General features: G+C 59.8%; 22 protein-coding genes. 11 read left to right on the top strand and 11 right to left on the bottom strand.

The features are described from left to right. From I5L79_RS04465 to I5L79_RS04475, 3 genes are all read left to right on the top strand, one after another. Positions 1 to 924, top strand: coding sequence for a hypothetical protein (locus tag I5L79_RS04465; protein ID WP_196953832.1), 924 nt, complete (start codon positions 1 to 3; stop codon positions 922 to 924). A 204-nt stretch (positions 925 to 1128) separates the two neighbouring features. Next, on the top strand, positions 1129 to 2292 hold the full coding sequence (locus I5L79_RS04470) for a zinc-dependent alcohol dehydrogenase (RefSeq protein WP_196953833.1): 1164 nt from the start codon (positions 1129 to 1131) through the stop codon (positions 2290 to 2292). A gap of 171 nt (positions 2293 to 2463) precedes the next feature. Then, the gene (locus I5L79_RS04475; protein WP_196953834.1) at positions 2464 to 5088 is read left to right on the top strand and encodes a S8 family serine peptidase; all 2625 of its coding nucleotides are present in this window, start codon (positions 2464 to 2466) and stop codon (positions 5086 to 5088) included. Positions 5089 to 5168: 80 nt separating this feature from the next. Here I5L79_RS04475 and I5L79_RS04480 read toward each other — a convergent pair whose 3' ends face one another. After that, positions 5169 to 5966, bottom strand: coding sequence for a M57 family metalloprotease (locus I5L79_RS04480; protein WP_196953835.1), 798 nt, complete (start codon positions 5964 to 5966; stop codon positions 5169 to 5171). Positions 5967 to 6294: 328 nt separating this feature from the next. Here I5L79_RS04480 and ricT point away from each other — a divergent pair, with 328 nt between their 5' ends. Continuing rightward, positions 6295 to 7758 (top strand): PSP1 domain-containing protein, encoded by a 1464-nt coding sequence (ricT, locus tag I5L79_RS04485; protein WP_317191354.1) that lies wholly within the window; start codon positions 6295 to 6297, stop codon positions 7756 to 7758. A 28-nt stretch (positions 7759 to 7786) separates the two neighbouring features. Beyond that, the gene (locus tag I5L79_RS04490; protein WP_196953836.1) at positions 7787 to 8275 is read left to right on the top strand and encodes a gliding motility lipoprotein GldH; all 489 of its coding nucleotides are present in this window, start codon (positions 7787 to 7789) and stop codon (positions 8273 to 8275) included. Between the two features lie 150 nt (positions 8276 to 8425). On the opposite strand, the gene I5L79_RS04495 is transcribed toward I5L79_RS04490, so the two are convergent. Continuing rightward, on the bottom strand, positions 8426 to 8617 hold the full coding sequence (locus I5L79_RS04495; protein WP_196953837.1) for a cold-shock protein: 192 nt from the start codon (positions 8615 to 8617) through the stop codon (positions 8426 to 8428). 275 nt (positions 8618 to 8892) lie between these two features. Here I5L79_RS04495 and I5L79_RS04500 point away from each other — a divergent pair, with 275 nt between their 5' ends. Then, a complete protein-coding gene (locus I5L79_RS04500; RefSeq protein ID WP_196953838.1) occupies positions 8893 to 10428 on the top strand; it encodes a hypothetical protein in 1536 nt (511 codons plus the stop codon). Between the two features lie 105 nt (positions 10429 to 10533). Here the strand turns inward: I5L79_RS04500 and I5L79_RS04505 are convergent, their stop codons facing one another. From I5L79_RS04505 to I5L79_RS04520, 4 genes are all read right to left on the bottom strand, one after another. Then, positions 10534 to 11406: a hypothetical protein gene (locus tag I5L79_RS04505; protein WP_196953839.1), complete on the bottom strand. Its 873-nt coding sequence runs from the start codon at positions 11404 to 11406 to the stop codon at positions 10534 to 10536. A 179-nt stretch (positions 11407 to 11585) separates the two neighbouring features. Beyond that, the gene (locus tag I5L79_RS04510) at positions 11586 to 12596 is read right to left on the bottom strand and encodes a helix-hairpin-helix domain-containing protein (protein WP_196953840.1); all 1011 of its coding nucleotides are present in this window, start codon (positions 12594 to 12596) and stop codon (positions 11586 to 11588) included. A 186-nt stretch (positions 12597 to 12782) separates the two neighbouring features. Continuing rightward, positions 12783 to 13682: an SDR family oxidoreductase gene (locus I5L79_RS04515; RefSeq protein WP_196953841.1), complete on the bottom strand. Its 900-nt coding sequence runs from the start codon at positions 13680 to 13682 to the stop codon at positions 12783 to 12785. A gap of 53 nt (positions 13683 to 13735) precedes the next feature. Continuing rightward, a complete protein-coding gene (locus I5L79_RS04520; protein WP_196953842.1) occupies positions 13736 to 14377 on the bottom strand; it encodes a peptidylprolyl isomerase in 642 nt (213 codons plus the stop codon). A gap of 143 nt (positions 14378 to 14520) precedes the next feature. On the opposite strand from I5L79_RS04520, the gene I5L79_RS04525 reads away from it, so the two are divergent. Continuing rightward, positions 14521 to 15156, top strand: a complete 636-nt coding sequence (locus tag I5L79_RS04525; protein ID WP_196953843.1) for a DUF2238 domain-containing protein — start codon at positions 14521 to 14523, stop codon at positions 15154 to 15156. A 165-nt stretch (positions 15157 to 15321) separates the two neighbouring features. Here the strand turns inward: I5L79_RS04525 and hemC are convergent, their stop codons facing one another. From hemC to I5L79_RS04550, 5 genes are all read right to left on the bottom strand, one after another. Continuing rightward, complete coding sequence (gene hemC / locus I5L79_RS04530) at positions 15322 to 16281, bottom strand: hydroxymethylbilane synthase (protein WP_196953844.1); 960 nt, start codon at positions 16279 to 16281, stop codon at positions 15322 to 15324. Between the two features lie 159 nt (positions 16282 to 16440). Then, on the bottom strand, positions 16441 to 17577 hold the full coding sequence (locus I5L79_RS04535; RefSeq protein ID WP_196953845.1) for a DNA polymerase III subunit: 1137 nt from the start codon (positions 17575 to 17577) through the stop codon (positions 16441 to 16443). A gap of 53 nt (positions 17578 to 17630) precedes the next feature. Then, positions 17631 to 18017 (bottom strand): hypothetical protein, encoded by a 387-nt coding sequence (locus I5L79_RS04540; RefSeq protein ID WP_196953846.1) that lies wholly within the window; start codon positions 18015 to 18017, stop codon positions 17631 to 17633. Positions 18018 to 18046: 29 nt separating this feature from the next. Then, entirely contained in the window at positions 18047 to 19285 is a 1239-nt protein-coding gene (locus tag I5L79_RS04545) for a GlmU family protein (RefSeq protein WP_196953847.1), read from the bottom strand. Between the two features lie 170 nt (positions 19286 to 19455). Continuing rightward, complete coding sequence (locus I5L79_RS04550) at positions 19456 to 19701, bottom strand: type B 50S ribosomal protein L31 (protein ID WP_196953848.1); 246 nt, start codon at positions 19699 to 19701, stop codon at positions 19456 to 19458. A gap of 206 nt (positions 19702 to 19907) precedes the next feature. On the opposite strand from I5L79_RS04550, the gene I5L79_RS04555 reads away from it, so the two are divergent. The 4 genes from I5L79_RS04555 to I5L79_RS04570 all read left to right on the top strand — a co-directional run bounded on the left by I5L79_RS04555 (position 19908) and on the right by I5L79_RS04570 (position 22145). Beyond that, positions 19908 to 20132 carry a hypothetical protein gene (locus tag I5L79_RS04555; RefSeq protein ID WP_196953849.1) on the top strand — a complete coding sequence of 75 codons (225 nt, stop codon included), beginning with the start codon at positions 19908 to 19910 and terminating at the stop codon, positions 20130 to 20132. A gap of 102 nt (positions 20133 to 20234) precedes the next feature. Continuing rightward, positions 20235 to 20825, top strand: coding sequence for an RdgB/HAM1 family non-canonical purine NTP pyrophosphatase (rdgB, locus tag I5L79_RS04560; protein ID WP_196953850.1), 591 nt, complete (start codon positions 20235 to 20237; stop codon positions 20823 to 20825). A 161-nt stretch (positions 20826 to 20986) separates the two neighbouring features. Next, the gene (locus tag I5L79_RS04565; RefSeq protein ID WP_196953851.1) at positions 20987 to 21613 is read left to right on the top strand and encodes a uridine kinase family protein; all 627 of its coding nucleotides are present in this window, start codon (positions 20987 to 20989) and stop codon (positions 21611 to 21613) included. 154 nt (positions 21614 to 21767) lie between these two features. Next, positions 21768 to 22145, top strand: a complete 378-nt coding sequence (locus I5L79_RS04570; RefSeq protein ID WP_196953852.1) for a hypothetical protein — start codon at positions 21768 to 21770, stop codon at positions 22143 to 22145. The last annotated feature ends 39 nt before the right edge of the window (positions 22146 to 22184 follow it).

A 22184-nucleotide genomic window follows, 5' to 3' on the forward strand; every position in this document is an offset into this window, starting at 1 on the left:
ATGAGTCAACTGCTACCAGCCGCATTTTCGGGTAACCGGCTCCGCTTCGTGCTGGGTGGCTTTGTGCTTGCGCTGCTGGTACCCGGCCGGGCGCTGGCTCAAACTACAGTACCGGCCGCAACCTCCGTGGCGCCCCCCGCCAAAACGGCCCCGGCTGCGGCAACTCCGGCCGCCTCCGCAGCCGCCTGGACGCTGGTTCGCAGCATTCCGCTGCCCAAGGCCGGGGCAGCTTCTCTCGACCGGCGCGGTACGCTTTACGTGGCCGATGCGCAAAACAACCTTCGCCAATACGCTGCCGACGGACAGGCGCTGAACACGTACTCGGCGCCGCTGCCGGGCCACGTGGCGCAGCTGGAAGCCTGGAACCTGACCAAGGTGCTGGCGTTCTACGATGACCGGCAGGAAGTGCTGTTGCTCGACCGGTTTCTGGCCCCGCTCACCCAGGTGCGCCTCACCGATTACCTCGATGGCCTCATCCGCGTAGCCACCCTGGCCCCCGACGACAAGCTGTGGCTGCTCAACGAGTCGGACCTGACCCTGCGCCAGTTCGACTCCGGGGCGCAACGACTGGTAGCCAGCACCCCGCTAGACCTGCTGGTGGGCCGCACCCGCCCCGATTTCCGGTTTCTGCGCCAGTACCAGAATAATCTGTACCTCGTCGACTTCACCAGCGGCATCTACGTGTTCGACAACCTGGGCACATACCGCAAGAAGCTGCCTTTCGCGGGCCTTAATCAGATTGGGTTTCGGGGAGATGAGTTGTATTTCCTGCGGGATGGGGCGCTGCATTTCTTTCAGCTCTACACGCTCACCGAGCGCACGGTGCCTTTGCCGTCCGAAGCCGCTGCCAGCCGACTGGTGCTGCTGGGCGAGAAGTTCGCCTATCTGTTTACGGACGAGGGCATTCTGGTGTACCATTTGTAGCCGTCAATAACCACTGGCTGAAGCGCTTATATAATTTCGGCTTTACGCAGGCACAACTGTTTATCTATCAAACACATGACTTTTTATTCAATAGCTATCTGATAACTACGCTCCGATGGGGCTCGTTTGGTTTCAGGAAGAGAAGGCAGCGCAAGCCAAGGCCTCTTTCACTTTCCTATTTCCCAACCAAACACCCTGTCCCGCATGAAGGCTCTTGTATTCCACGGTATGAAAGACGTCCGCGTTGATACCGTCGATGATCCGAAAATCGAAGATTCCCGCGACGCTATTATCCGGGTGACCAGCACGGCCATCTGCGGCTCCGATCTGCACATCTACAACGGCAGCATTCCGCAGCCCCGGCCCATGGTGCTGGGCCACGAGTTTATGGGCATTGTGGAGGAAGTGGGTAAAGGCGTGGGCAACAAGCTGAAAGTGGGCGACCGGGTGGTAGTGCCCTTCCCGGTTGCCTGCGGCACCTGCTACTTCTGCAACCACCAGCTGCCGGGCCACTGCGAAAACTCCAACCCCGACCACTATGGCCCGGAGGGCGGCCTGCTGACGGAAAAAGGCGGTGCCCTCTTCGGCTACACCGATATCTACGGCGGCTACAACGGCGGCCAGGCTGAGTACGTGCGCGTGCCCTACGCCGACTTCGGCCCCCGCGTCATTCCTGATTCGCTGACGGATGAGCAGGCGCTGTTTCTGACCGATATATTTCCTACCGGCTACTCAGGCGTGGACTGGGGCGAGGTGAAAGGCGGCGAGTTCGTGGCCATTTTCGGCTCGGGCCCCGTGGGCATCATGGCAGCTAAGTCGGCGTGGCTGCGGGGGGCCGCCCGGGTGGTCATCGTGGATACCCAGCAGTACCGCCTCGACAAAGCCAAGCGCACTACGTACTGCGAAACCATTCTGTGGGAAAACCGCAAGGATGTGGTGGAGCAGATCCGGGCCATGAGCAACGGCCGCGGGGCCGATGTGTGCATCGAGGCCGTAGGCTTCGAGCCCGACCGGGACCTGATTGACCGCGCCAAGGCCGTTATCAACTTCGAAAAAGGCTCCCCCAAAGTGCTGGAAACCTGCATGAGTGCCGTGCGGCGGGGCGGTATCGTGTCGGTGCTGGGCGTGTACTCGGCACCGTTCGACAACTTCCCCATTCATCAGTTTTTCGACAAAGGCATCAAGATTGTGGGCGGCCAGGCCCCGGCCCACAAGCACATCGACAAGCTGCTGCAGTACGTTATCGATGGCAAAGTGGTGCTCGACGACATCATCACGCACCGCCTACCGCTCGCTGAGGCTGCGCACGGCTACGACATCTTCCGCAACAAGAAAGACAACTGCGTGAAAGTGGTGCTGAAACCCTAAATCGGCATCACGCCTGGCTGCTGAACCTTGTAAGACCCGCCCCGTTTGGCGGGTCTTTCTGCTTGCGACAGCCGGCCGTTTTGACCTGGTAGTCCGGGTTCAACACGGCCGGATTACGTACCTTGAGCTTCCTCTCTTGTCTTATCTGCGCACCTCCACCCCACCGTCCGCATGATGCGTGTTTTCTCATTTACCTACGGCAGCCTCGGCTGGCTGCTGGGCCTGCTATTGCCCTTGGCTGGCCTGGCTCAGCAAGCCCGAACAACGCCCTCCCGCCTGGCTTTGCCGTTGCAGCACGCCCCTGCCGGTTCGTATCAGCAAGTGCGGGTGCTGGTTTCTTTTCCTGCTGAATTTGCCGGCTGGCTACGGCGGGAGCTGCCCAACGTGCGCAGCGCCGCCGATAAAAATCAGCCCAACTTTTTGCTGCTGGACCGCCTAGAGGCCTTCCAGCTTTCCCGGCTGGCTGCCTGCCCCTGGGTGCGCTTCGTGGATGTAGCCAAGCGCCCGGTTCACGAAGAAACCAGTATCCCTTCCTCTGATATGACGCTGAATACGCTGGCGGCCGTGTGGTATCAGTTTCCCACCCTGACCGGCGAGGGACTGACGGCTTCTATCAAGGAGCAGGCTTTCGACTCGACGGATATTGATTTGCGCGGCCGCGTGGTACCTTTTTCCCTGGCCGGCCGCAACGAAACCTCCCACGCCACAGAAATGGCCACGTTTATTGCCGGGGCCGGCAACACGGGGCCGCTGGGCCGGGGAGCCGCTTCGCACGCGCGGGTGGTTTCCGCTGATTTCAACAATCTGTCAGCTGATGCTACCGACGAGCTAGCCTCAGCCGGAGTATCCGTCCAGAACCACTCCTACGGCGTAGCCATTGAGAATTACTACGGCCTGGATGCGGTGGCTTACGATGAGCAGACCCGGCAGCTCCCGGCCCTGCTGCACGTGTTTTCCTCCGGCAACAGCGGCGACCAGGCCAGCCCCGATGGCCCTTACGCTGGCCTTCCGGGCGTGGCCAACCTCACCGGCCAGTTCAAGCACTCGAAAAATACGTTGAGCGTAGGCGCTACCAATGCCATCAAAGAGCTTACACCGCGCAGCTCCCGCGGCCCCGCCTACGACGGCCGCCTGAAGCCGGAGTTGGTTGCCTATGGCGCCGGGGGCTCCTCCGATGCGGCCGCGCTGGTATCGGGGGCCGCGCTGCTGGTGCAGCATGCCTACCGCAACCAGCACGCCGGTGCGCTGCCTTCGTCGGCTCTGATGAAAGCCATTCTGCTCAACGCTACTGATGACGTAGGCGCTGCCGGCCCGGATTTCAAGACGGGGTTTGGCCAGCTGGATGCGCTGGGAGCCGTGCAAACGGTAGCCGACAGCCGCTTTTTCACCGGCTCCGTGGCGAATCAGGAGCAGAAAACCTTTTCCATCAGCGTGCCGGCTGGGACCCAGCTTTTCAAGCTCACCCTGGCCTGGAACGACCCCACTGCGGAACCCAACGCGGATAAAGCCTTGGTAAATGACCTAGATATGGAGCTGGTAGAAGTGGCTACCGGCCGGCGCTTCCGACCCTGGGTGCTCAGTACCGCTCCTCACCTCGACTCCCTTGCCCTGCCCGCCCGCCGCCGCGCCGACCACCTCAACAACGTGGAGCAGATTACGCTGGCTTCTCCCCCGGCCGGCCAGTATCAGGTAGAGGTGCGCGGCTACGCTGTTTTGCAGGGCGCGCAGGAGTTTCACCTGGCTTACGAAACCGCTCAGGGTCTGCAGTGGACCTGGCCTATGGCAGGCAGCGCCATAGAAGCCAGGCAGCCTCACTACGTGCGTTGGCAGTGGGCCGGAGCGGCGGCTACGGCCGCGCTGCAATACCGTTTCGCGGGCACAGTTGAGTGGCAGACCATTGCTACCGATGTGCCAGTCGAAGCCGGGTATTACGCCTGGTTTCCGCCCGACACCGCGGCGCGGGTGCAGCTGCGGCTGCAGGGCAGCAGCCTCCGCGCCGAATCCGAGGAATTTACTATCAGCCCCGACCCTAAGCTACGTGTGGCGTACTACTGCCAGCCCCAAGCCCTGCTGACCTGGCAACAGGAGCCCGGCACCACGCAGTACCAGGTTTACACCCTCCGCGGCCGGTACCTGGAGCCGGGCCCCACCGTCACGGATACGACTCTGCTACTAACCGACGCGGAAACTAATAGCCGATACTACGCCGTGGCCCCGCTTGTGCAGGGCCAACCCGGGTATCGGAGCCTCACCGTCAACTACCAGCAGGGAGCCGCGTGCTACATCGTGAGCTTCCTGCCCAGCGGGCTTGTCAACAGCACGGTGTCGTTCGACGTGGAGCTGGCCAGCACCTACCAGCTGGTTTCGGCTACGCTGGAGCGGCAGGACGCCAGCGGGTTCGTGGCGGTTCAAACCCAGAGCCCGATCAGCTCCACTACCCTGCAATTTGCCGATATGGATCCGCCCCAGGGTAGTAGCCTGTACCGAGTACGCCTAACCACCGCTTCCGGTGCCAGTTTCTACAGCCAGGCAGAACGGGTGTTTTATTTGCCCGAAAACGAGCTGGCCGTATTCCCGAACCCGTTGCGCGCCGGTGAGTTTGTCCGAGTGGCCGTAACAGGTGGCCCTGCCCTGCGCCTGCGCCTGTTTGACAGCGTAGGGCGCCTGTGCCGCGAGACTACGGCCGACGGCGTGCTGAACGAGCTCAGCACCCAGGGCCTGAAACCCGGCAGCTACCTGCTCCGGGCCGAAACCGAAGACGGCCGCCGCTGGTCCCGCCACGTGCTGGTGTATTAGCGGCCCCTTCTACAAAAAAGAGCCCCGACCATCCGGCCGGGGCTCTTTTGCCTTTCAGACTAAGCGAGAAACTGTCCCGATTAATACAGGTAGTTCAGTGCCGTTCTGTCGTTGGCGTTGAAGTAGCGGTTCTGGCCGCTACCGATGCAAGCCAGCATCCAGGAGTTCGGGTCAGCCGCAGCAGGCGTGCCGGGAACCAGGATGGCGCCTACCGTGCTGGCCCCCTCGTTGGAAGTAGAGCCGCCGCAGCTATACGAGCGGTCCATGTAGTCGGTGTGGCGGAAGCCGATGCAGTGGCCTACTTCGTGGGCAATGATGGTAGCCGCGTAGTTCACGTTGGGGTTGGTGCCAATGGCGCGGGTGTTTACGTTCACCTGGTTGTAGGGAGCACCAGCCGACGTGGGGAAGCCCGCCGAAGCCAGGTAGCTGCCGTTGGCCGTAGTCAGCACGATGTTGCCGCCCGAGGCTACCCGCGAGAACGTCAGCGTGAGGTTTTCCGCGTTGTAGCGCCGCACTACCTCGTCAACAACCGCAGCGTAGGAAGCGGGCATTTTGTTTGACAGGCTGATGGTAACCACACGCGGAGCCTTTACCAGGTTAGTGGTGCGGTACTGCTCCTCACTGCCTACGCGCAGCAGTTTGCCATTGCTGTAGGCGGCAGCCAGGTCACGGTCCGTGAGGCGAATGTCGCCTTCCACGATGTAGGCGTCACCATCGCGCTGCACGTTGGCCGAGCTGAAGCCCAGGGCCTGAATTTTGGCAATAGCCTCCGGGGTTATCTGGTCTTTGGCAATTTCGGTTTTCTCGGCGCAGGAGGCGAGCAGCGAACCAGCCAGGGCCAGCATGCCCAGCTTAGAAGAGAAAGAAGTAAACTTCATAAATGTGGGGTGGTGTGAAAGAAATGAATTGAAAAGAGTGCTGAAAATGTAAGGAGTTTTTGCGAGGATAGAAATAAAAACTAAGTCAAATCGGGATAAGTGCAATATTATGTACATTCAATTGCTGAGTTTATCAAATCCATAACCAGTAGCTGTGGCAGGAACCTGTACCTTGTCTGGAACCAGGAACCCACACGCAGCGGTACCTGGTTACTTGCTCACGTGGCTTACTGGCTCCCTCAGCGGCCCTGCCGAAATGTGTATCTTTGTTTGAAACCGTTTTTCAGCAGCTTTCGGGCTGCTTCACTATATATAGATCTTCCAAGCCGTGGCTTGTTCTTCTTGTTCCTCTGGTGGAGGCTGCTCTACAACTGCCCAGGGCTGCGGCTCCAAAGGCAGCTGTAGCACGGGTGGCTGCAACCGCCTCAATGTATTCGACTGGCTGCAGGACCTCGATCTGCCCAGTGATTTTAAAGGCTTCAACCTCGTGGAAATCCGCTTTAAAGGCGGCCGCAAGGAATTCTTTCGCAACGAGCAGCACCTGCCCCTCGTCACCGGCGACGCCGTGGTGGTGGAAGCAGCCGGCAACGGCTGGCACCTCGGCCACGTGTCCCTGAAGGGCGAGCTGGTGCGCCTGCAGATGCGGAAGAAGAAAGTGCCGACCGACTCCAAGGAAATCCGCCCGATTCTGCGCGTGGCCACTCCCCAGGATGTGGAACGCTGGGAAGCCGTGCGCGACCTGGAAACCGGCACCATGTTCCGGGCCCGCTCGGTAGTGGATGAGCTGCGCCTGAAAATGAAGCTTTCCGACGTGGAGTATCAGGCCGACCGCAGCCGCGCCACGTTCTTCTACTCCGCCGACGACCGGGTGGACTTCCGGGACCTGATCAAGCGCCTGGCTGAGGAGTTTCGGGTTCGGGTAGAGATGCGCCAGATTTCCCTGCGCCACGAGGCCGGCCGCTTGGGCGGTATTGGCTCCTGCGGGCGCGAGCTGTGCTGCTCTACTTGGCTCACCGAGTTTAAGAGCGTGAGCACCACTGCCGCCCGCTACCAGAACCTGAGCTTGAATCCGGCCAAGCTCTCGGGCCAGTGCGGGCGCCTCAAGTGCTGCCTCAACTATGAGCTCGACACCTACCTGGTAGCCCTCAAGGACATTCCGCAGGTGCAGCGCCCTTTGCAAACCGAGAAAGGCGAAGCCTTCCTGCAGAAGACTGACATTTTCAAGAAGAAGATGTGGTTTGCCTTCCGGGGCGACAACAACTGGGTGGTTCTGCCGACGGAGCGTGTGCGCGAAATCCTGGATATGAACAAGCGCGGCGAAAAGCCGGAGTCCCTGCTGCCCCCCATGCGTGAGGAAGAGCGTGAGCCCGAGGTTTCGGCAATTGTAGAAGGCAACCTCGACCGCCTCGACGACAAAATAAAAGCCGGTAAGCGCAGCAAGCGCAAAAAGAAGAAGGAGCCCGGGGCGGTTACGGCCTCCGTTGCGCCCCGCGAAACCGACGCGCCTGCGCGGAGTACGGTAGCAGCGCCGCCGGCTACGGCAACGCCCCGCGGCGCCGATGGCCGACCCCGCGGCGCCGCTGCCAAGCCTGCCAACCGCCGCCACCGTCCGCCCCGCCCCAGCGGCGACGGCACGGCTAAACCCGAGGGGCGCGGCCCGGAGCGCCCGGCCGGTGACGCCGGTGCCAGCGGCACTGCTGAGCCCCGCTCCGGTGCCGGCCGGGGTGGCCGCCGCGGGGGCCGCCGAAGCGGAGGTAGCGGTGCTGCCGGTTCAACGCCTTCTCAAGCCTGATTTACTTATGCCTTTTTGTTTGTTTCCGATGCGCGGGTGGTTAGCGGCGCTGAGTTTGCTGCTCTTGGCTTCTTGCGACACCAGTGAGCTGTACGAGCAGAACGTAGACCTGAAGGACGCCGGTGGGCAGCCCTACGTGTGGGTCGTGCAGGAAAAACCATCCTTCACGTTTACCATCACCGATACTACGCAGCTCTATGACGTGTACTTCAATATTCGCAACGCTGCGGATTACGGGTACTACAACCTATATGTGAAGCATACGCTCACTGCCCCGGATGGCCGGCCAGTTTCAATGCTGCTGCACGAAATGCGGCTGCTGGATGCCAAGACCGGTGAGCCCCTGGGCAGTGGTAGCGGCGACATTTTCGACCACCGCATTCTGGCTTTGCCGCAGCAGCGCTTCCGGCAGCCGGGCGAGTACCGGCTCACACTGGAACAATACATGCGCCAGGATGCTCTGCCTGGTATTATGGCCGTGGGCGTGCGCGTAGCCCGGCATACCACCGAGCCATAGCCTGGCCCGGTTTCCTGCCTTTTCCGAACTCCTTTCTGGCTCTGGCCGGAAAGGAGTTTTCGTTTTCGACCAAGCTGAACACAAAACTTCCAGCTTGATTTCGAACCAAGCTGGAAGCTGAGGTGGCGCTAGGGTACCGCTGGCGTAAAGCTAGATGCGCTCCACTTTCACGGCATTCAGGCCTTTTTTGCCATCAATGACCTCGAAAGCTACCCGGTCATTTTCCCGGATTTCATGTACTAGTCCGGTCTGGTGCACGAAGATTTCCTGCGCTTGCTCGTCGTCTATTATAAACCCGAAGCCCTTGGTTTCATTAAAGAATTTGACTTTGCCCGTTTTCATGCTGGGTACTTGGTTGTGGTAAAGGTTAAAAAGAGAAACAGATTACGGCGGTAAATCTACAGGTTATTCTGCGCATAGTGCAATAGGGGAATTACGCAATATTCAGCGTTTCCCGCCTTAGCAGAGCAGTATAGCGCTGAAGAGTAGTGCCCAAGCCAAAACTGCAGCAACAAGATGTTACACGCCATTCGGGCCGACAGATGTGGCCGGGGCTGAACAGCTTGCGTATAAAATCGGCGTTGCATCTTTCTTTTTCACGCCTAACCACCCACCTTATGGACAATCAGCAAAAGAATCAGACCAACTCCCCTGGCACTTCCGCAACCACTTCCGATAGTAACTCCCCCACGGCACAAAACCCGGGCATAGGGGGCTCCAACAACCCGTCTGCCAGCCTCAATAACGTTGGTACCACTTCCAGCCAGTCGCTGGCCTCTTCGGAGATGAGTGCCGGTCAGGGCGGCCTCGGCAACACGAGCCAGAGCACCCAGGCCAACAAAGAGGTGAAGCCTTCGGCGCTGAAGACTGACAGCAAAAAATCCAGTGGCAGCACCGGGAAAACCGGTGGCTCCGCTCCTACGGCCAAAAAATCAACCAGCGCAGCTTCTTCGGGCAGCGGCAAGAAGGCTTCTGACCAGAAAAGCCAGCCAGCCAGTCAGAACGACCAGCACAGCCGGCAGGACAACTATGGCGGCAACTTTGGCAACAGCATGGAAGGCAGCTACCAGGACCGTGACCGAGGTGAGAATATGAGCAGCGGTGCCGGTCGGGGCGAGTTTGGCACGCACGGCGTTGGCAACACCCAGGGCGGATACGGCAATCAGTACCGCGACAACGACTACAACCAGCACGACAACCGAAGCGGCTACTACGGCAGCAACCAGCCAGCCGGCGGCTACAGCACCCATCAGAACTCCTACCGCGACTATGACGGGCGGGGCGACTACAGCCAGGGCGACCAGTACCGCGGTGGCAACGACTACGGCCGGAGCAACCAGGGCAACTATGGTGGCCCAAACAGCTGGGGCAACCAGCACCCCTCAAACAACTACGGCCAGCAGGGGCGCGGCTACCAAGACAACAACGGCCGCAATTCGGGCGGTAATATGTACAACCGCGACAACCAGGGCAACTCCGGCCAGTACGGCAACCAACGCTACGATGACCAGCAGCGCTGGAACGAAAACAGCCGCTACCAAAACGACAACGGCTCCCGCGAAGGCCGTGACCGGGGCTACAGCAACGACTATGGCTCTTCTTCGATGGGCGGTAACCCCTATGGCCGCCGCGACCAGAACCAGTATGGATCCAACCAGGGCTACGACCAGAATCGTGGCTCGCACGGCAGCCAGCAACGCAACCAAGACAACGACTACCGGCCTTCGCAGGGCCAGGATGGCCAGGGCCAGCGTGGTGGCATGAACAGCCAGCAGGACTACGGCCAGCAGGGCGGCTACTACCGCGACGAGAACAACCATTACAGTGGCCAGGGCGGCTACGGCGGCAACAGCCGCTCTGACCGCGACCAGTACGGCTCCCGCAGCGGCTACAATCAGGGTTCGGGCAACTATGGAGGCAACGCCCGCGAAGGATTCGGCTCCCGCGGTGGCTCCTACAACGACGAGTACACTTCCGGCAACGGTAATATGCGCGGCGGCTCCCCTTCCCGCGGTGACTACGACTCGCAGGATAGAAACCGGAACTACGGTGGCGACCGGCGCGGCCAGTACCGTAACCAGGACAACGATTCTGATGACTATGGCCCCATGCCCCGCCGCAACCGCGGCCGCGACGAGGACGACCAGCGTTAAACCATAGGTAATAGCCATAAAAAAGCCTTCCCGCAGTGCAGGAAGGCTTTTTTTATGCTTCATAACTTTCAAACCTGCCCGGAGTTGAGCGGCTACGGGTGCAGGCTAATGATGGGTGGCCCGGTACAGCTTGCCTTTTTCGTTGCTGACAATGAAGTCCCGCTCACTTACAAACACCAGCCCTTCGGCCTGGCCCGATTTGGCGAGCGGCAGACAGCTTTTTCGGCCGTCGAACAGCTTGTGTCCTGGCTGCCGCTCAATCAGGTAAGCGTGGCCGTAGCCGAGCAGCGCCACCAGTTGGCCATTGGGGCTAATGTCGGCCCCGGTTATCCAGGTATTGATGCGGATGCTGTCGGCCAGCACGGCTACGTGGTTGCCGGGCCGCGCGGGCACTTTGTAGTACTTCACCGAGCCACCTTTGCCCCGGTTTTTGGTGAAAAGGTGCAGCGAGTCATCGGCGTAGAAAAAGGCTTCGCAGTCGAAGTTACGCTCGGCTTTGCGCGGCGGAAAAACCCGCTGATCGGGGTAGCGGAAGGCAATAGTATCTACCTGCCTGAGTTCGGGCTCCTTGAGGCGGTAGATGCGCAGGTCGTGGCGCTTGTTGCCGTTGTTGCCGAAGTCGCCGATGAACAGGTAGCCATGCTGGCGGTCCTGGGCCAGGTCTTCCCAGTCGATGTTGTTGGCATCGGGTACGCGGTGCTTGCTCAGCAGGTCGCCCTGGGTTGTTACTTTATAGAGTATCGACGTATTGCCCCCGTCTCCGTGGGTCCACAGGTCGCCGTGGGCATTGGCCAGCGCCAGGCCGGAGCTTTCCACTACATCCTCGCGGCGCATCCGGCCAACCTGCTGCACGGTATACTCGGAATTGATTTTCTCGAAGCTGCCCCGGTCGCCCTCCTTGGTGCAGCCGCACAGCAGAGCGTGCAGGAAAAACGCTATAGGAGCCAGCCGGTCGCGCAGCAGTAGCAATACATTCATGCTCTCAGGTTCAGGATATCGGCCAGCCCCTACGGCCGGCCGGATGCCTTCCCTTACGCAGGGCCGGCAATTTTGTCGCGGCAAAATACAGTTGCTGCGCATAATTACCCTGCTGTGTTTCCCTGCCACCTGCTTCAGTTGTTCATCAGCACATCTGCATATGCGGAAAACGAGCCTGGCTACGGCACCGCAAACCCCAGATACGGCCGAAGCTTTTCCAGCTCGGCCGGCTCCAGTATCCGAATCTGGCGCAGGTCCTCGGGCTGCTGAAACGCCCCGTGCTGCTCCCGAAAGGCCACCAGTACCCGCGCCAGCCGGGGCCCTACGTACGGGTGCGCCTTCAGTTCCCCAAAGCTTGCCCGATTCACGTGGAGCGGGGTCGGTACGTAGCCCTCGCGCACAAAGGTGTACTTGCGCAGGCTATCAGCCAGGTCGGGCGGCAGGCCAAACACTTCCTGCAGCTGCTCCTCTTTGACGAAGCCACCCAGCCGCTCCCGATAAGCCACCAACCGCAGGGCCGTTTTCCGACCAATGCCTCGTATCAGCTGAAACTGCGCCGTATCGGCCGCATTCAAGTCAAACGGCTGCAGGTTCGTCGGCTTACGTTTAAAGCGTGGCGCATTAGCGGTAAAGGCTGGTCGCCGGGTGCCTGCGTAAGCCGTGGAGTCGTGGCGGTTCCAGGCTGGCTTGGTGCGCGGCGGCAGATGCTCGGGCAGCTCAATAAACGGGTCCAGTCGCGCATATACAGCTGGTTCCAGCCCATAGGCTTTCCGAATCTGGTCTTTGGCCTGGAAGCCTTTTATGGCCTGGCCATAGCGGACGAGGCGGGCAGCCACGTAGCGCGGCACGCCCCGGGCTTCCCAGTCCTGGGCCGTCAGCGCGTTGGGATTGAAGGGCGCCAGCGCCACCTGCTCCACGGAGCTGCGGCTGTATTTCGACGGATACCGGGACTTGCGGCCCGCGTACTGGCGGTTTGGAGCCCGGCGGGCAGCCAGCTCATCGGCAAATCTGTCGAGTTCCTCTTGATCAGCTGCCGGATTATAGTGAGACAGGGCGGGGAGCAGCAGCGTGGGTACCAGCAGGAGCAGGCTCATAAGCACCAGCAGCACCACAAACCCGTTGGTTTCGACCCGCGAAAAGCGAAAGGAACGGTGTACCCGCAGATAAAAGGATAGCAGAAAGCGCTTCATGCTCGCACCGGGCTGAATAAAAATTCCCAATAAGAAATACAGCGCCGCCGGACAGGTGTGCAAGTCAGGGGCATATTATAGATAGCGCACTGTCAATATAGGAACCCTGGTCAAAAAATCAACAAGCGGTTCCTGACATACTACACTCTGAAGCGCCAGTACATCTTCCTAAGCAGTAAATGTCCGCTACTCGGTTTGCCGGGCCAGTAGAGCAATTCCTTCCTCGAAGGTATGGGGTGCGTACCCCAGCTCCCGGCGCGCCTTATCGATGATAAAACCCGTGCGCAGCGGGCGGCGGGCGGGCTGAGTAAACGTTGCGGCATCAACAGGGGTAAGCATACCGGCATCCAGCCCAAAATACGCCGCTACGCGCAGGGCCATTTGGTAGGGAGTGAACACCTCCGCCCCACTGATGTGGTAGATGCCGGTGGCATTTTGGCGGGCGGCCAGCCAGCAGCCCTCGGCCAGATCCTCAGCCAGCGTGGGCGTGCGAAGCTGGTCGTTGACTACCTGGAGGTGTTTGCCGGCCCGCAGTGAGTCGCGCACCCACAGCACCAGATTAGTGCGGCCATACTCATAGACCGTGCCATATACCAGTACCGTGCGCAGAATAGTCCAAGGACCTTGGCTTGCCTGCACCGCATGCTCCGCGGCCAGCTTGCTTTCCCCGTAAAAGTTAATAGGCGCGGGCACCGCGTCTTCGGTCAGCGGGCCGGTGTCTCCATTGAATACGAAATCGGTGCTGAGGTGCAGCAGGTGAATGCGCTGCTGCTCGCAGGCCGCCACTAGGTTTTCCACCGCCGTCACGTTTTGCCGCCAGCAGTCCTCGCGGTTCAGCTCGCACTCGTCGGCGTTGGTCATGGCGGCCGTGTGGATGAGGTGTGTGGGCTGCTCCTCAGCCAGCACGCGCAGCACCTGGGCGCGGTCCGTGACGTCGAGCGGCACAAACCGCACAGCCGGATACAAGCCAGCCAGCTTGTTAGCGCCCCGGGACGTGGCAATCAGCTCAACGCCCGGCTCCTGGTGCAGGCGGGCTACCAGTTGCTGGCCCAGCAGGCCGTTGGAACCCGTTATCAGCAGACGCATAAAATGGCAGGCTAAGAGAGAACAAAAGGCAAAAACGGCCTAAACTGGCGCGCTCAGGGATACTGGTAGCCGTAGAGCTCGGTAATTTTCTTCTTCTTTAGCTTTTCCACTTTCACCGTCATTTTGAGGTCGGTAGTGGGACGGTCACGCTCGTCGCGGGGCTGCTGAGCAATCTTGTCCACTACCTCCAGCCCGCTGATGACTTGGCCGAAAACCGTATAAGCGCCGTCGAGGTGCGTGGTGCCGTTATGGTTTTGCACGATGTAGAACTGGGAGCCACTGCTGGCCCGCTGCGGGTTCACGTAGTCGCCCTGGCGGGCGGCGGCCACCGCCCCGTACTTGTGGCGCAGGGCCGGCAGGATTTCGGCCGGAATGGTTTTCTCGTTGGGCGGGCCCATGCCGTCGTTGCCGGGGTCCGAGTCTTTGGTGTTCGGGTCGCCGCCCTGCACCATGAAATTGGGAATCACGCGGTGAAACGTGGTACCGTTGTAGAAGCCGTCTTTGGCCAGCTTCAGGAAGTTGGCCTTGTGCTGGGGCGTGAGGTCCGACAGCACCAGCCGAATGTCGCCCAGGGACGTGCTGATGGTTACAACTTCGTCCTTCTTGCTAGTGCGCGGTTTTTTGGCGGCCGTGGCAGCTTGGCCAAATGCCAACATAATCAGGAGGGCGGCCGCCAGCCGGAACAGTAGTTTCATAACAGTGGGGTAAAAGAGCAGCTCAAACTTACGCGCTTTCTGCGGAGGCGGCTACATTCGGGGGCGCCGGTTGCGCCAAAAACCGGCCGTACGCCGCGCCTTTTGCGTATGCACCGCCATTCGTCTTTCCAGCTCTTCGCTTTATGCCCGATTCTACGCCCGTTGCGGCCACGCCGCGCCCTCATTGGTTTCCCAAACTGCTACTGGTACTCTCCCTCGTCGAGTTTGTGGCGCTGGGTTTCAGCCCCGCTGACCGCGGTACTTGGTGGGCTGAGAACCTGCCCATTCTGCTGATTGTGGGCGGGCTGGTGCTGCTGTACGGGCGCGGCGTACGGTTTTCCAACACGGCGTACCTGCTGATGAGCGTGCTGATTTTCATGCACACCGTGGGCGGGCACTACACCTTCGAAAAAGTACCGTTCGACTGGTTCAACAACCTGTTTGGCTTCAAGCGCAATATGTACGACCGGGTGGCGCACTTTTCCGTCGGTTTCTACGCCTACCCTATCATCGAGCTAACGGACCGCTACGGTACCATCCGCAACCGCTTTATCAGCTACCTGTTCCCGCTCTGCGTCATCGGCACCATTGCTATGGCGTATGAGCTTATCGAGTGGGTGTACGCCGAAGTAGCCGGGGGCAGCGCCGGAGCCGCCTTTCTCGGCAGCCAGGGCGACATCTGGGACGCGCAAAAAGATATGCTGGCCGATACCAGCGGGGCCGTGCTGGCTTTGATTGTGTATGCGCTGAGCGGCAGAAGGGCAACTACAACTACGTGAGTGGTCATTGCGAGCGGAGCGAAGCAATCCGTCCTGTACAATACCAGACCCGTTCTTCTACCAGAAAGCCCCTAACGTCAGCGTGGACGTCAAGGGCATTTCACATTTCAGGGCTCTGCACGTTGCCCAGGACGGATTGCTTCGCGCTGCTCGCAATGACAGAGGCTACATTCCCTCAGCTTCTCGCTGCTGCCGGATATCGTCCAGAATCTGGCGGCCACCGCGGCTGAGCACGTTTTCGGCTACCTGTACGCCTAGCATCTCCACCGCTTCTACCGGCGCCGACTGGGTTTCTTCGATAAACTGCTGCCCGTCGAGGCTGATGAGGCCACCATGAAGTTGCACGTGGGCGCCATCGGCGGAAAGCGTGGCCAGCGCGAAGGACGGGATGCTGCAGCCGCCTTCCATCGTGCGCAGGAACGCCCGCTCCGCTGTCAGGCACAGGTGCGTAGCGGGGTGGTCCAGCACGCGGCGTATTTCCGCTTTCAGCGTGGGCTCCAGGTTGCGGGCGCACTCAATAGCTACGCTGCCCTGGCCGGTAGCGGGTATGTACTGGGTTTCGGGCAGCACCTGGCGGATGAGGTGGTCGTACTCCATACGGTGCACACCGGCGTAGGCCAGCACCAAAGCATCGTATTGGCCTTCATCAAGCTTGCGCAGGCGCGTCTGGAGGTTGCCGCGGGCCTCGGCGGTAGTGGCGTGGGGCAGGAAGCGCCGGAGCATGGCCTTGCGGCGGGTGCTGCTGGTGCCCAGCACGAGGCCGGGGCGCTGCAAATCCAGCTTAGGGTTATAGCTGACAATTACGTCGTTTACTTGCTCCCGCTCCATAAAGGCCAGCAGCTCCAGGTCGGCGGGGAGGCTGCTTTGCACATCCTTGGCGCTGTGCACCGCAATATCCGTGTGGCCGGAACGCAGACTTTCTTCCAACTCCTCCGTGAACACGCCCTTGGCCCCGATCTTATCGAGAGAGCGGTCCAGCACTACGTCGCCTTTCGTGGTGATGATGACGATTTCGGGCTCAAAACCCGCTGCGCGCAGGCAGTCGGCTACGTGGTGGGCCTGCCACAGCGCCAGCTTGCTGCCACGGGTGCCAATGCGGATGGTCGTTTTCAGGGAAGAAGCCATAGTTGGACGTTTGCCGCCGAAAGCAGTTATTTGCCAGCCAGCGGCGCTCCGGCAAAGATACTGCCCAGGATTGTTCCTGCCGGCTATAGCAGTTTTAACGCCGGCTATAACAAGTTAGCAAGCTATACTTTCTGCGTTCCCAGTCAGATTAACGCGTTTTTAGCTCTGCCGCAGCAGCTCCGCCACGCGCAAAGAGGTATCCACGAACACCATGCGCGGGTTGGCGTTGCGCTCCACGTGATAATGGGCTTCGTTGAGCTGCCGGGTGAGCGGCTCGGCGTTGCGGGGCGTCACGAAGCGGCTGAAGCCCTGCACGAAGGGCTGCTCGGCGGCCGACAAATGCGGCACCAGCTGCGGGTCGAGGCCGAACAGTAGCACCTTGCGCAGCTCCGTGAGGGCGTAGTGTAGAAACTCCTTCTGGTTTTCGCGGCCCAGCTTCTGAAACTCGTCGCTCTTTTCCAGCATCTCGCTTACTTTGTTGCCATAGCAGGTGCGCATCCACTTCGCAAACAGCTCAAAATAATCGTGGTCGGTGGCGGCGGTGCTCTGCGTGGCGAGGGCACTGCCGATGTTGCCTTCAGCCATTTGAGCCAGCTGCCGGGCCTTCACCTCGGGCACCTGCCGCGCCTCGTGCAGCCACTGCGTCAGCTCTTCCTCCGTTAGCGGGCGCACTACCACGGGCTGCACCCGGCTGATAATGGTAGGCAGCAGCTGCTCGGGCGCGTTGCTCACCAGCAGAAAAACCGTGGCAGGTGGCGGCTCTTCCAGCAGCTTCAGCACGGCGTTGGCGGCGGCCGGGTGCATCAGTTCGGGCAGCCAGATGATGACGATTTTAAACTGCGCCTCAAACGCTTTAAGCGACACCAGCCGCAGCAGCTGCAGACTTTCTTCCTTCGAGATGCTGCCCTGCTTGTTGTCGGCCCCGATATACTGCATCCAGTCGTTAAGGCCCTGATAGGGATTTTCCAGGACGAACGTACGCCACTCCGCCGCAAACTTGCTGCTCACGGCATCCTTGACTACAGCTTTGGTGGTAGTAACGGGCAGGATGAAGTTGAGGTCGGGATGCACCAGCTTGTCGATTTTCTGGCAGCTGGGACACTGGCCGCAGGAATCAGCGGCCTCGGCAGGGCGGTTTTCGCAGTTCAGGAAGGCCGCATACGCCAGGGCCAGCGCCAGGGCCGCCGAGCCCTCGGCCCCGCGAAACAGCTGGGCGTGGGCCACGTGGCTTTGGCGTACGCTCTGCCGCAGCACCTGCTTTACGTTCTGTTGCCCCGGAATGTCAGAAAAGCGCATTTCAAGCCGAGTATACTTCCCAATGAATCAATAAATACAGCATTGCTTAACAGTTATTTTTCCTCAGAAGAATCAAAAAATTCATCATGGAGAAAATCATAATGTCCTCTTCCTTCTTCTTCATCCACAAGCATCACGCCCGTCCAGCCGGTTGAAGAATTTGGATCAGATACACCATCAATCAGGCAGAATAAGTCAAATATCACCCCGGCAGCATTGGAAACAAATACTTTTTGCAGGGCAGATGTTAATGTCTGATCAACCTTCAGTTTTTTTAATGCAATAATCTCTTCTCTGGTTAAACCACCATCTAAAGGATATTGAATTAGATCTTTAGCATCCGTTAATACTATATCTCTAGTGGTCTGTGCTGCATGAGTATCGATAATAGCACGCAATTCTTTTAATAGAATTCGCATGTTCTGTTCTGAGAGCTTCATGATTCCAGAAGGCTTTTTTGCAGAAGAATCTACAGTTCCACGCTCCGCTCAGAAGCAGCCGGGCCCGTTCGTTCCCACACCCGGTCCTTCACCGTCAGTTCGTACACGTGGCGTAGTAGATCCTGCTCCGTCTGGTCGAACTCCAGCTGACGGCGGGCCATAACGCGCTCCGCCACTTCGGCCGCTTTTGGCAGCTTAAAGGTTTCGAAGCCTGCGGCCCCACCCCAGCTGAAGCTCGGGATGAACGTGCGCGGAAAGCCCGCGCCGAAGATGTTGGCCGCCACGCCTACCACCGTGCCGGTGTTGAACATGGTGTTGATGCTGCACTTGCTATGGTCGCCCATCATCAGCCCGCAGAACTGCTGGCCGGTATTTACGAAGCGCCCCTCGGCGTGGCTCCATACTTTGACGGGCGCGTAGTTGTTTTTCAGGTTGGAGGTATTGGTGTCGGCGCCCAGGTTGCACCACTCCCCTACCACGGAGTTGCCGAGGTAGCCTTCGTGGCCCTTGTTGGAATAGCCCAGCACGATGCTGTTAGCCACTTCGCCGCCTATCTTACAGAACGGCCCCACCGTGTTGTCGCCGCGCATTTTGGCCCCGGCGTTGATGTGGCTGCCCTCGCACAGGGCCATAGGTCCGCTGATGATGGCGCCCTCATGCACCTGAGAATCCTTGCCGAGGTAAATGGGGCCTCGCTCGGCATTGAGGATGGCCGCCCGGATTTTCACGCCCGGCTCAATGAAGATATTTTCCGGGGCATACACGATGGTATGCACGTCGCCCACCGGTTCCGACTGCCGTCCTTTGGTCAACAGCTCAAAGTCCCGGCGGATTTCCACTCCGTTGCGCAGGAACAGGTGCCAGGGCTGCCGAATGACCGTCACCGGCTCGGCTACCTCGCGGGTGCGCTGGAAACCATCCTGAATCAGCTCGGCCACCTGCGTAGTATCGGACAGATGCGCAGCGACCAACAGTTCGTCGCAAAACAGGGCCTCGCCGGGCTGCAGGGCCTGCACCTGCTGGGTGAGCACCTCATCGGGGCACACGGCGCCGTTGATGACCAGGGCCGGGCCCTGGGTGTTGCCGGCCGGAAACTTGGCCTGCAGGTAGGGCTCCGTGAGGTAGCCTACCGAGGCGGCACCCAGCCGGTGCTGCCACTTTTCGGCCAGCGTGAGGATACCGCAGCGCAGCGCCGCCACCGGGCGCGTGAAGGTAAACGGAAGCAGATGCGGCCGGATGGCCGGGTCGTCAAAAAGCAGAACGTGCATTGGGGAAGGCGTTTAGCTGTGGGCCGGCAGCCAACAGCAACACAAAGGCAAGGGGAATGAGTGGGGACTCGGGGTCAAATTTGGCAAATAAAAAACTCCCCCCGGCTGTCGGAGGGAGTCTGTTATCAAACCAAGAGCCCGCGGCCAATGGCCGACGGCTCCATAAAGGCTTACTTCTTCTGGTAGCGGTTGCGGAATTTCTCCACGCGGCCGGCGGTGTCGATAAACACGTTTTTGCCGGTGTAGAAGGGGTGCGAGGCCGAGCTAACTTCCACCTTGATAACGGGGTAGGTTTTGCCGTCTTCCATCGTGATAGTCTCGTTCGAACCCATCGTCGAACGGGTGATGAATTTGAAGTCGCTCGAAGTGTCCTGAAACACCACTTCGCGATACTGGGGGTGGATGTCTTTTTTCATGGTCGGGGTTCCCGTTAAAACCTTGTCTGCCTGCCGATTTTGCGGAAGGGAGTGCAAAGGTACAGTGTAACGGCATAATTCAAAAGACTTTGCCGGCTTTTTCCGGTTTTAACGTATTCTTAACCTTGCCTCAGCGAAAGCCGTCTATATTTGAGGCTGCCTGTTGGCCAACTGCGTGGGCGGTTATGTCTGTTTATCTCAACCGTATGCCGCTTAAAAAGACCGTTTTCTGCACCCTAGCCCTGTTGATCTGCAGTCCGCTGCTATGGTCGCAGCCGGTGGGCGGCAACGGCCCGGCCTGGCGGGGCACTGCCGCGGCCTCGCCGGTGGTGCAGATGTTGCAGCCCAGCCTAGTAGCGGGCGAGGTTCCCGCAACACCGCTGACGGCCGTGCAGCATTCCTGGCAAAGCGTAAAAACGATGTTCCGCTAAGCTGATTTCTGTCTTTATGATTCTTCTACAACCGGCTTTCGCCGGTTTTTTTGTTGGTTTACCGCTGGCTTTTTTGCGTTTACTTTCAACCTGCTATCTGCCATGCGCCTTTGCTTTGCTTCCAATAATGCCCATAAGCTCGATGAAATCCGGCCTTTGCTTCCGGCGGGTACCGAGCTACTGAGTCTGACCGACATCGGCTGCCGCGACGAGCTGCCCGAAACCCAGGATACCCTCGAAGGCAATGCCCGCCAAAAAGCCGAATACGTGTGGGAGCATTACGGCGTAGCCTGCTTTGCCGACGACACTGGCTTGGAAGTAACTGCGCTGGACGGCGCGCCGGGCGTGTACTCGGCCCGCTATGCCGGCCCCCAGCGCCTGGCCGCCGACAACGTGCAGAAGCTGCTGCAGGAGCTGCACGGCCACCCCGACCGCTCGGCCCGCTTCCGCACGGTGGTAGCCTTGGTAGGCCTCACGCCGGAGCCGCAGCTGTTTGCGGGCGAGGTAGTGGGCCATATCACCGAAACTCCGCAGGGCCAGGGCGGCTTTGGCTACGACCCGGTATTCCAGCCAGCTGAGGGCGACGGCCGAACCTTTGCGGAAATGGGGCTGAGCGAAAAAAATCAGATCAGCCACCGGGCCCGCGCCGTAGCCGGTCTGGTTCAGTGGCTCAGCGGGGAAATGGTGAAATAGTGAGATGGTGAGTTTGACCTTCTGATGGCGCCACTTGAGCAGATTGCGCAGCCAGAACAGCATACTCACCATCTCACTATTTCACCATTTCACTATTAGTCCCCGCCGTTGTATTACTTTTGCAGGGTTGGCCCCACTGCAACGGGCCGCACTCCCACCCCATGCAAAAACCTTTTCTGGTCGGTATTACGGGCGGCAGCGCCTCCGGCAAAACCACTTTCCTGCGCCGCTTGCTGGCATCCTTGCCCGAGCAGGATGTCTGCCTGATTTCGCAGGACAACTACTACCACCCGCGCGAAACCCAGCAGGTCGACAGCAACGGCGTCACGAACTTTGATCTGCCCGGCAGCATCGACTCGGCCGCGTACGCCAATGATGTGCGGCGCATCAGCCAGGGCCTGGAGGTGCGGCGGCCGGAGTATACGTTCAACAACCCCAACGCCCCGGTCAAGGAGCTGGTGTTTAAGCCCGCGCCAATTGTAGTGGTAGAGGGCATTTTCGTATTCTATTTTGAAGAGGTAGCCCGGCTGCTGGACCTGAAAGTGTACATCGATGCCCGGGAACACGTGAAGGTGCTGCGCCGCATTGTGCGCGACCGGGACGAGCGGGGCTACGACCTGGAAGACGTGCTTTACCGCTACACCAACCACGTAGCGCCTACCTACGAAAAATATATCAAGCCCTTCAAGCAGGACGCCGACTTGATTATTCCTAACAACCACCATTTCGACAAAGGACTGGAAGTGCTGGTGTCGTTTCTGAAAAGCAAGATACCGGCCAACGTATAGGCCCGCACTGGCTGGTACCGCTGCTAAAAACGAGCAATGCCGTTCCTGATTTGGGCGGCATTGCTCGTTTTCGGTGGCTATACCCAGCAAAAAGGCCGGAATTGCGCTTTCCCTGCCCGCTGGTTTTGGTTATATTTGCACTTCGAATTTCGCAATGACCCTGACCCTCAACCCGTTTCTTACTCGCTTACGGCTGATACTACTCCAACTCACCTTGCTGTGGGTGTTGGGGCTGAACCACCAGGCCGTGGCTATGTACCGGGTTGTGACTACAGCTCCCGGGCACGCTACCCGTGTAGGAGCCGCCCCGAAGGGAGCCGTTGTCAAGCAAAAAGTAACCCTGGAAGCTACGGCCCCGCTGGGCCTCTGGGTTTCGCCAGCTTCTGATGTGTGGCTGCCGCCGATGCGGCCGCTGCTGGACTGGCCTTTGGTGGCCCGGGCGGCCTCGGTAGGCACGCCCCGCCCCTGCGCTGTGCCCGATGCCTTCCGCACCCGGCTCCTGGCGACTTCGTTGTCGCCGCACGCTCCTTAGCGGAGAATGACCCAGGAGGAATGAGAGGTGAAGAGTTGC

The sequence above is a fragment of the Hymenobacter guriensis genome, assembly GCF_015773195.1.
Taxonomy (GTDB): Bacteria; Bacteroidota; Bacteroidia; order Cytophagales; family Hymenobacteraceae; genus Hymenobacter; species Hymenobacter guriensis.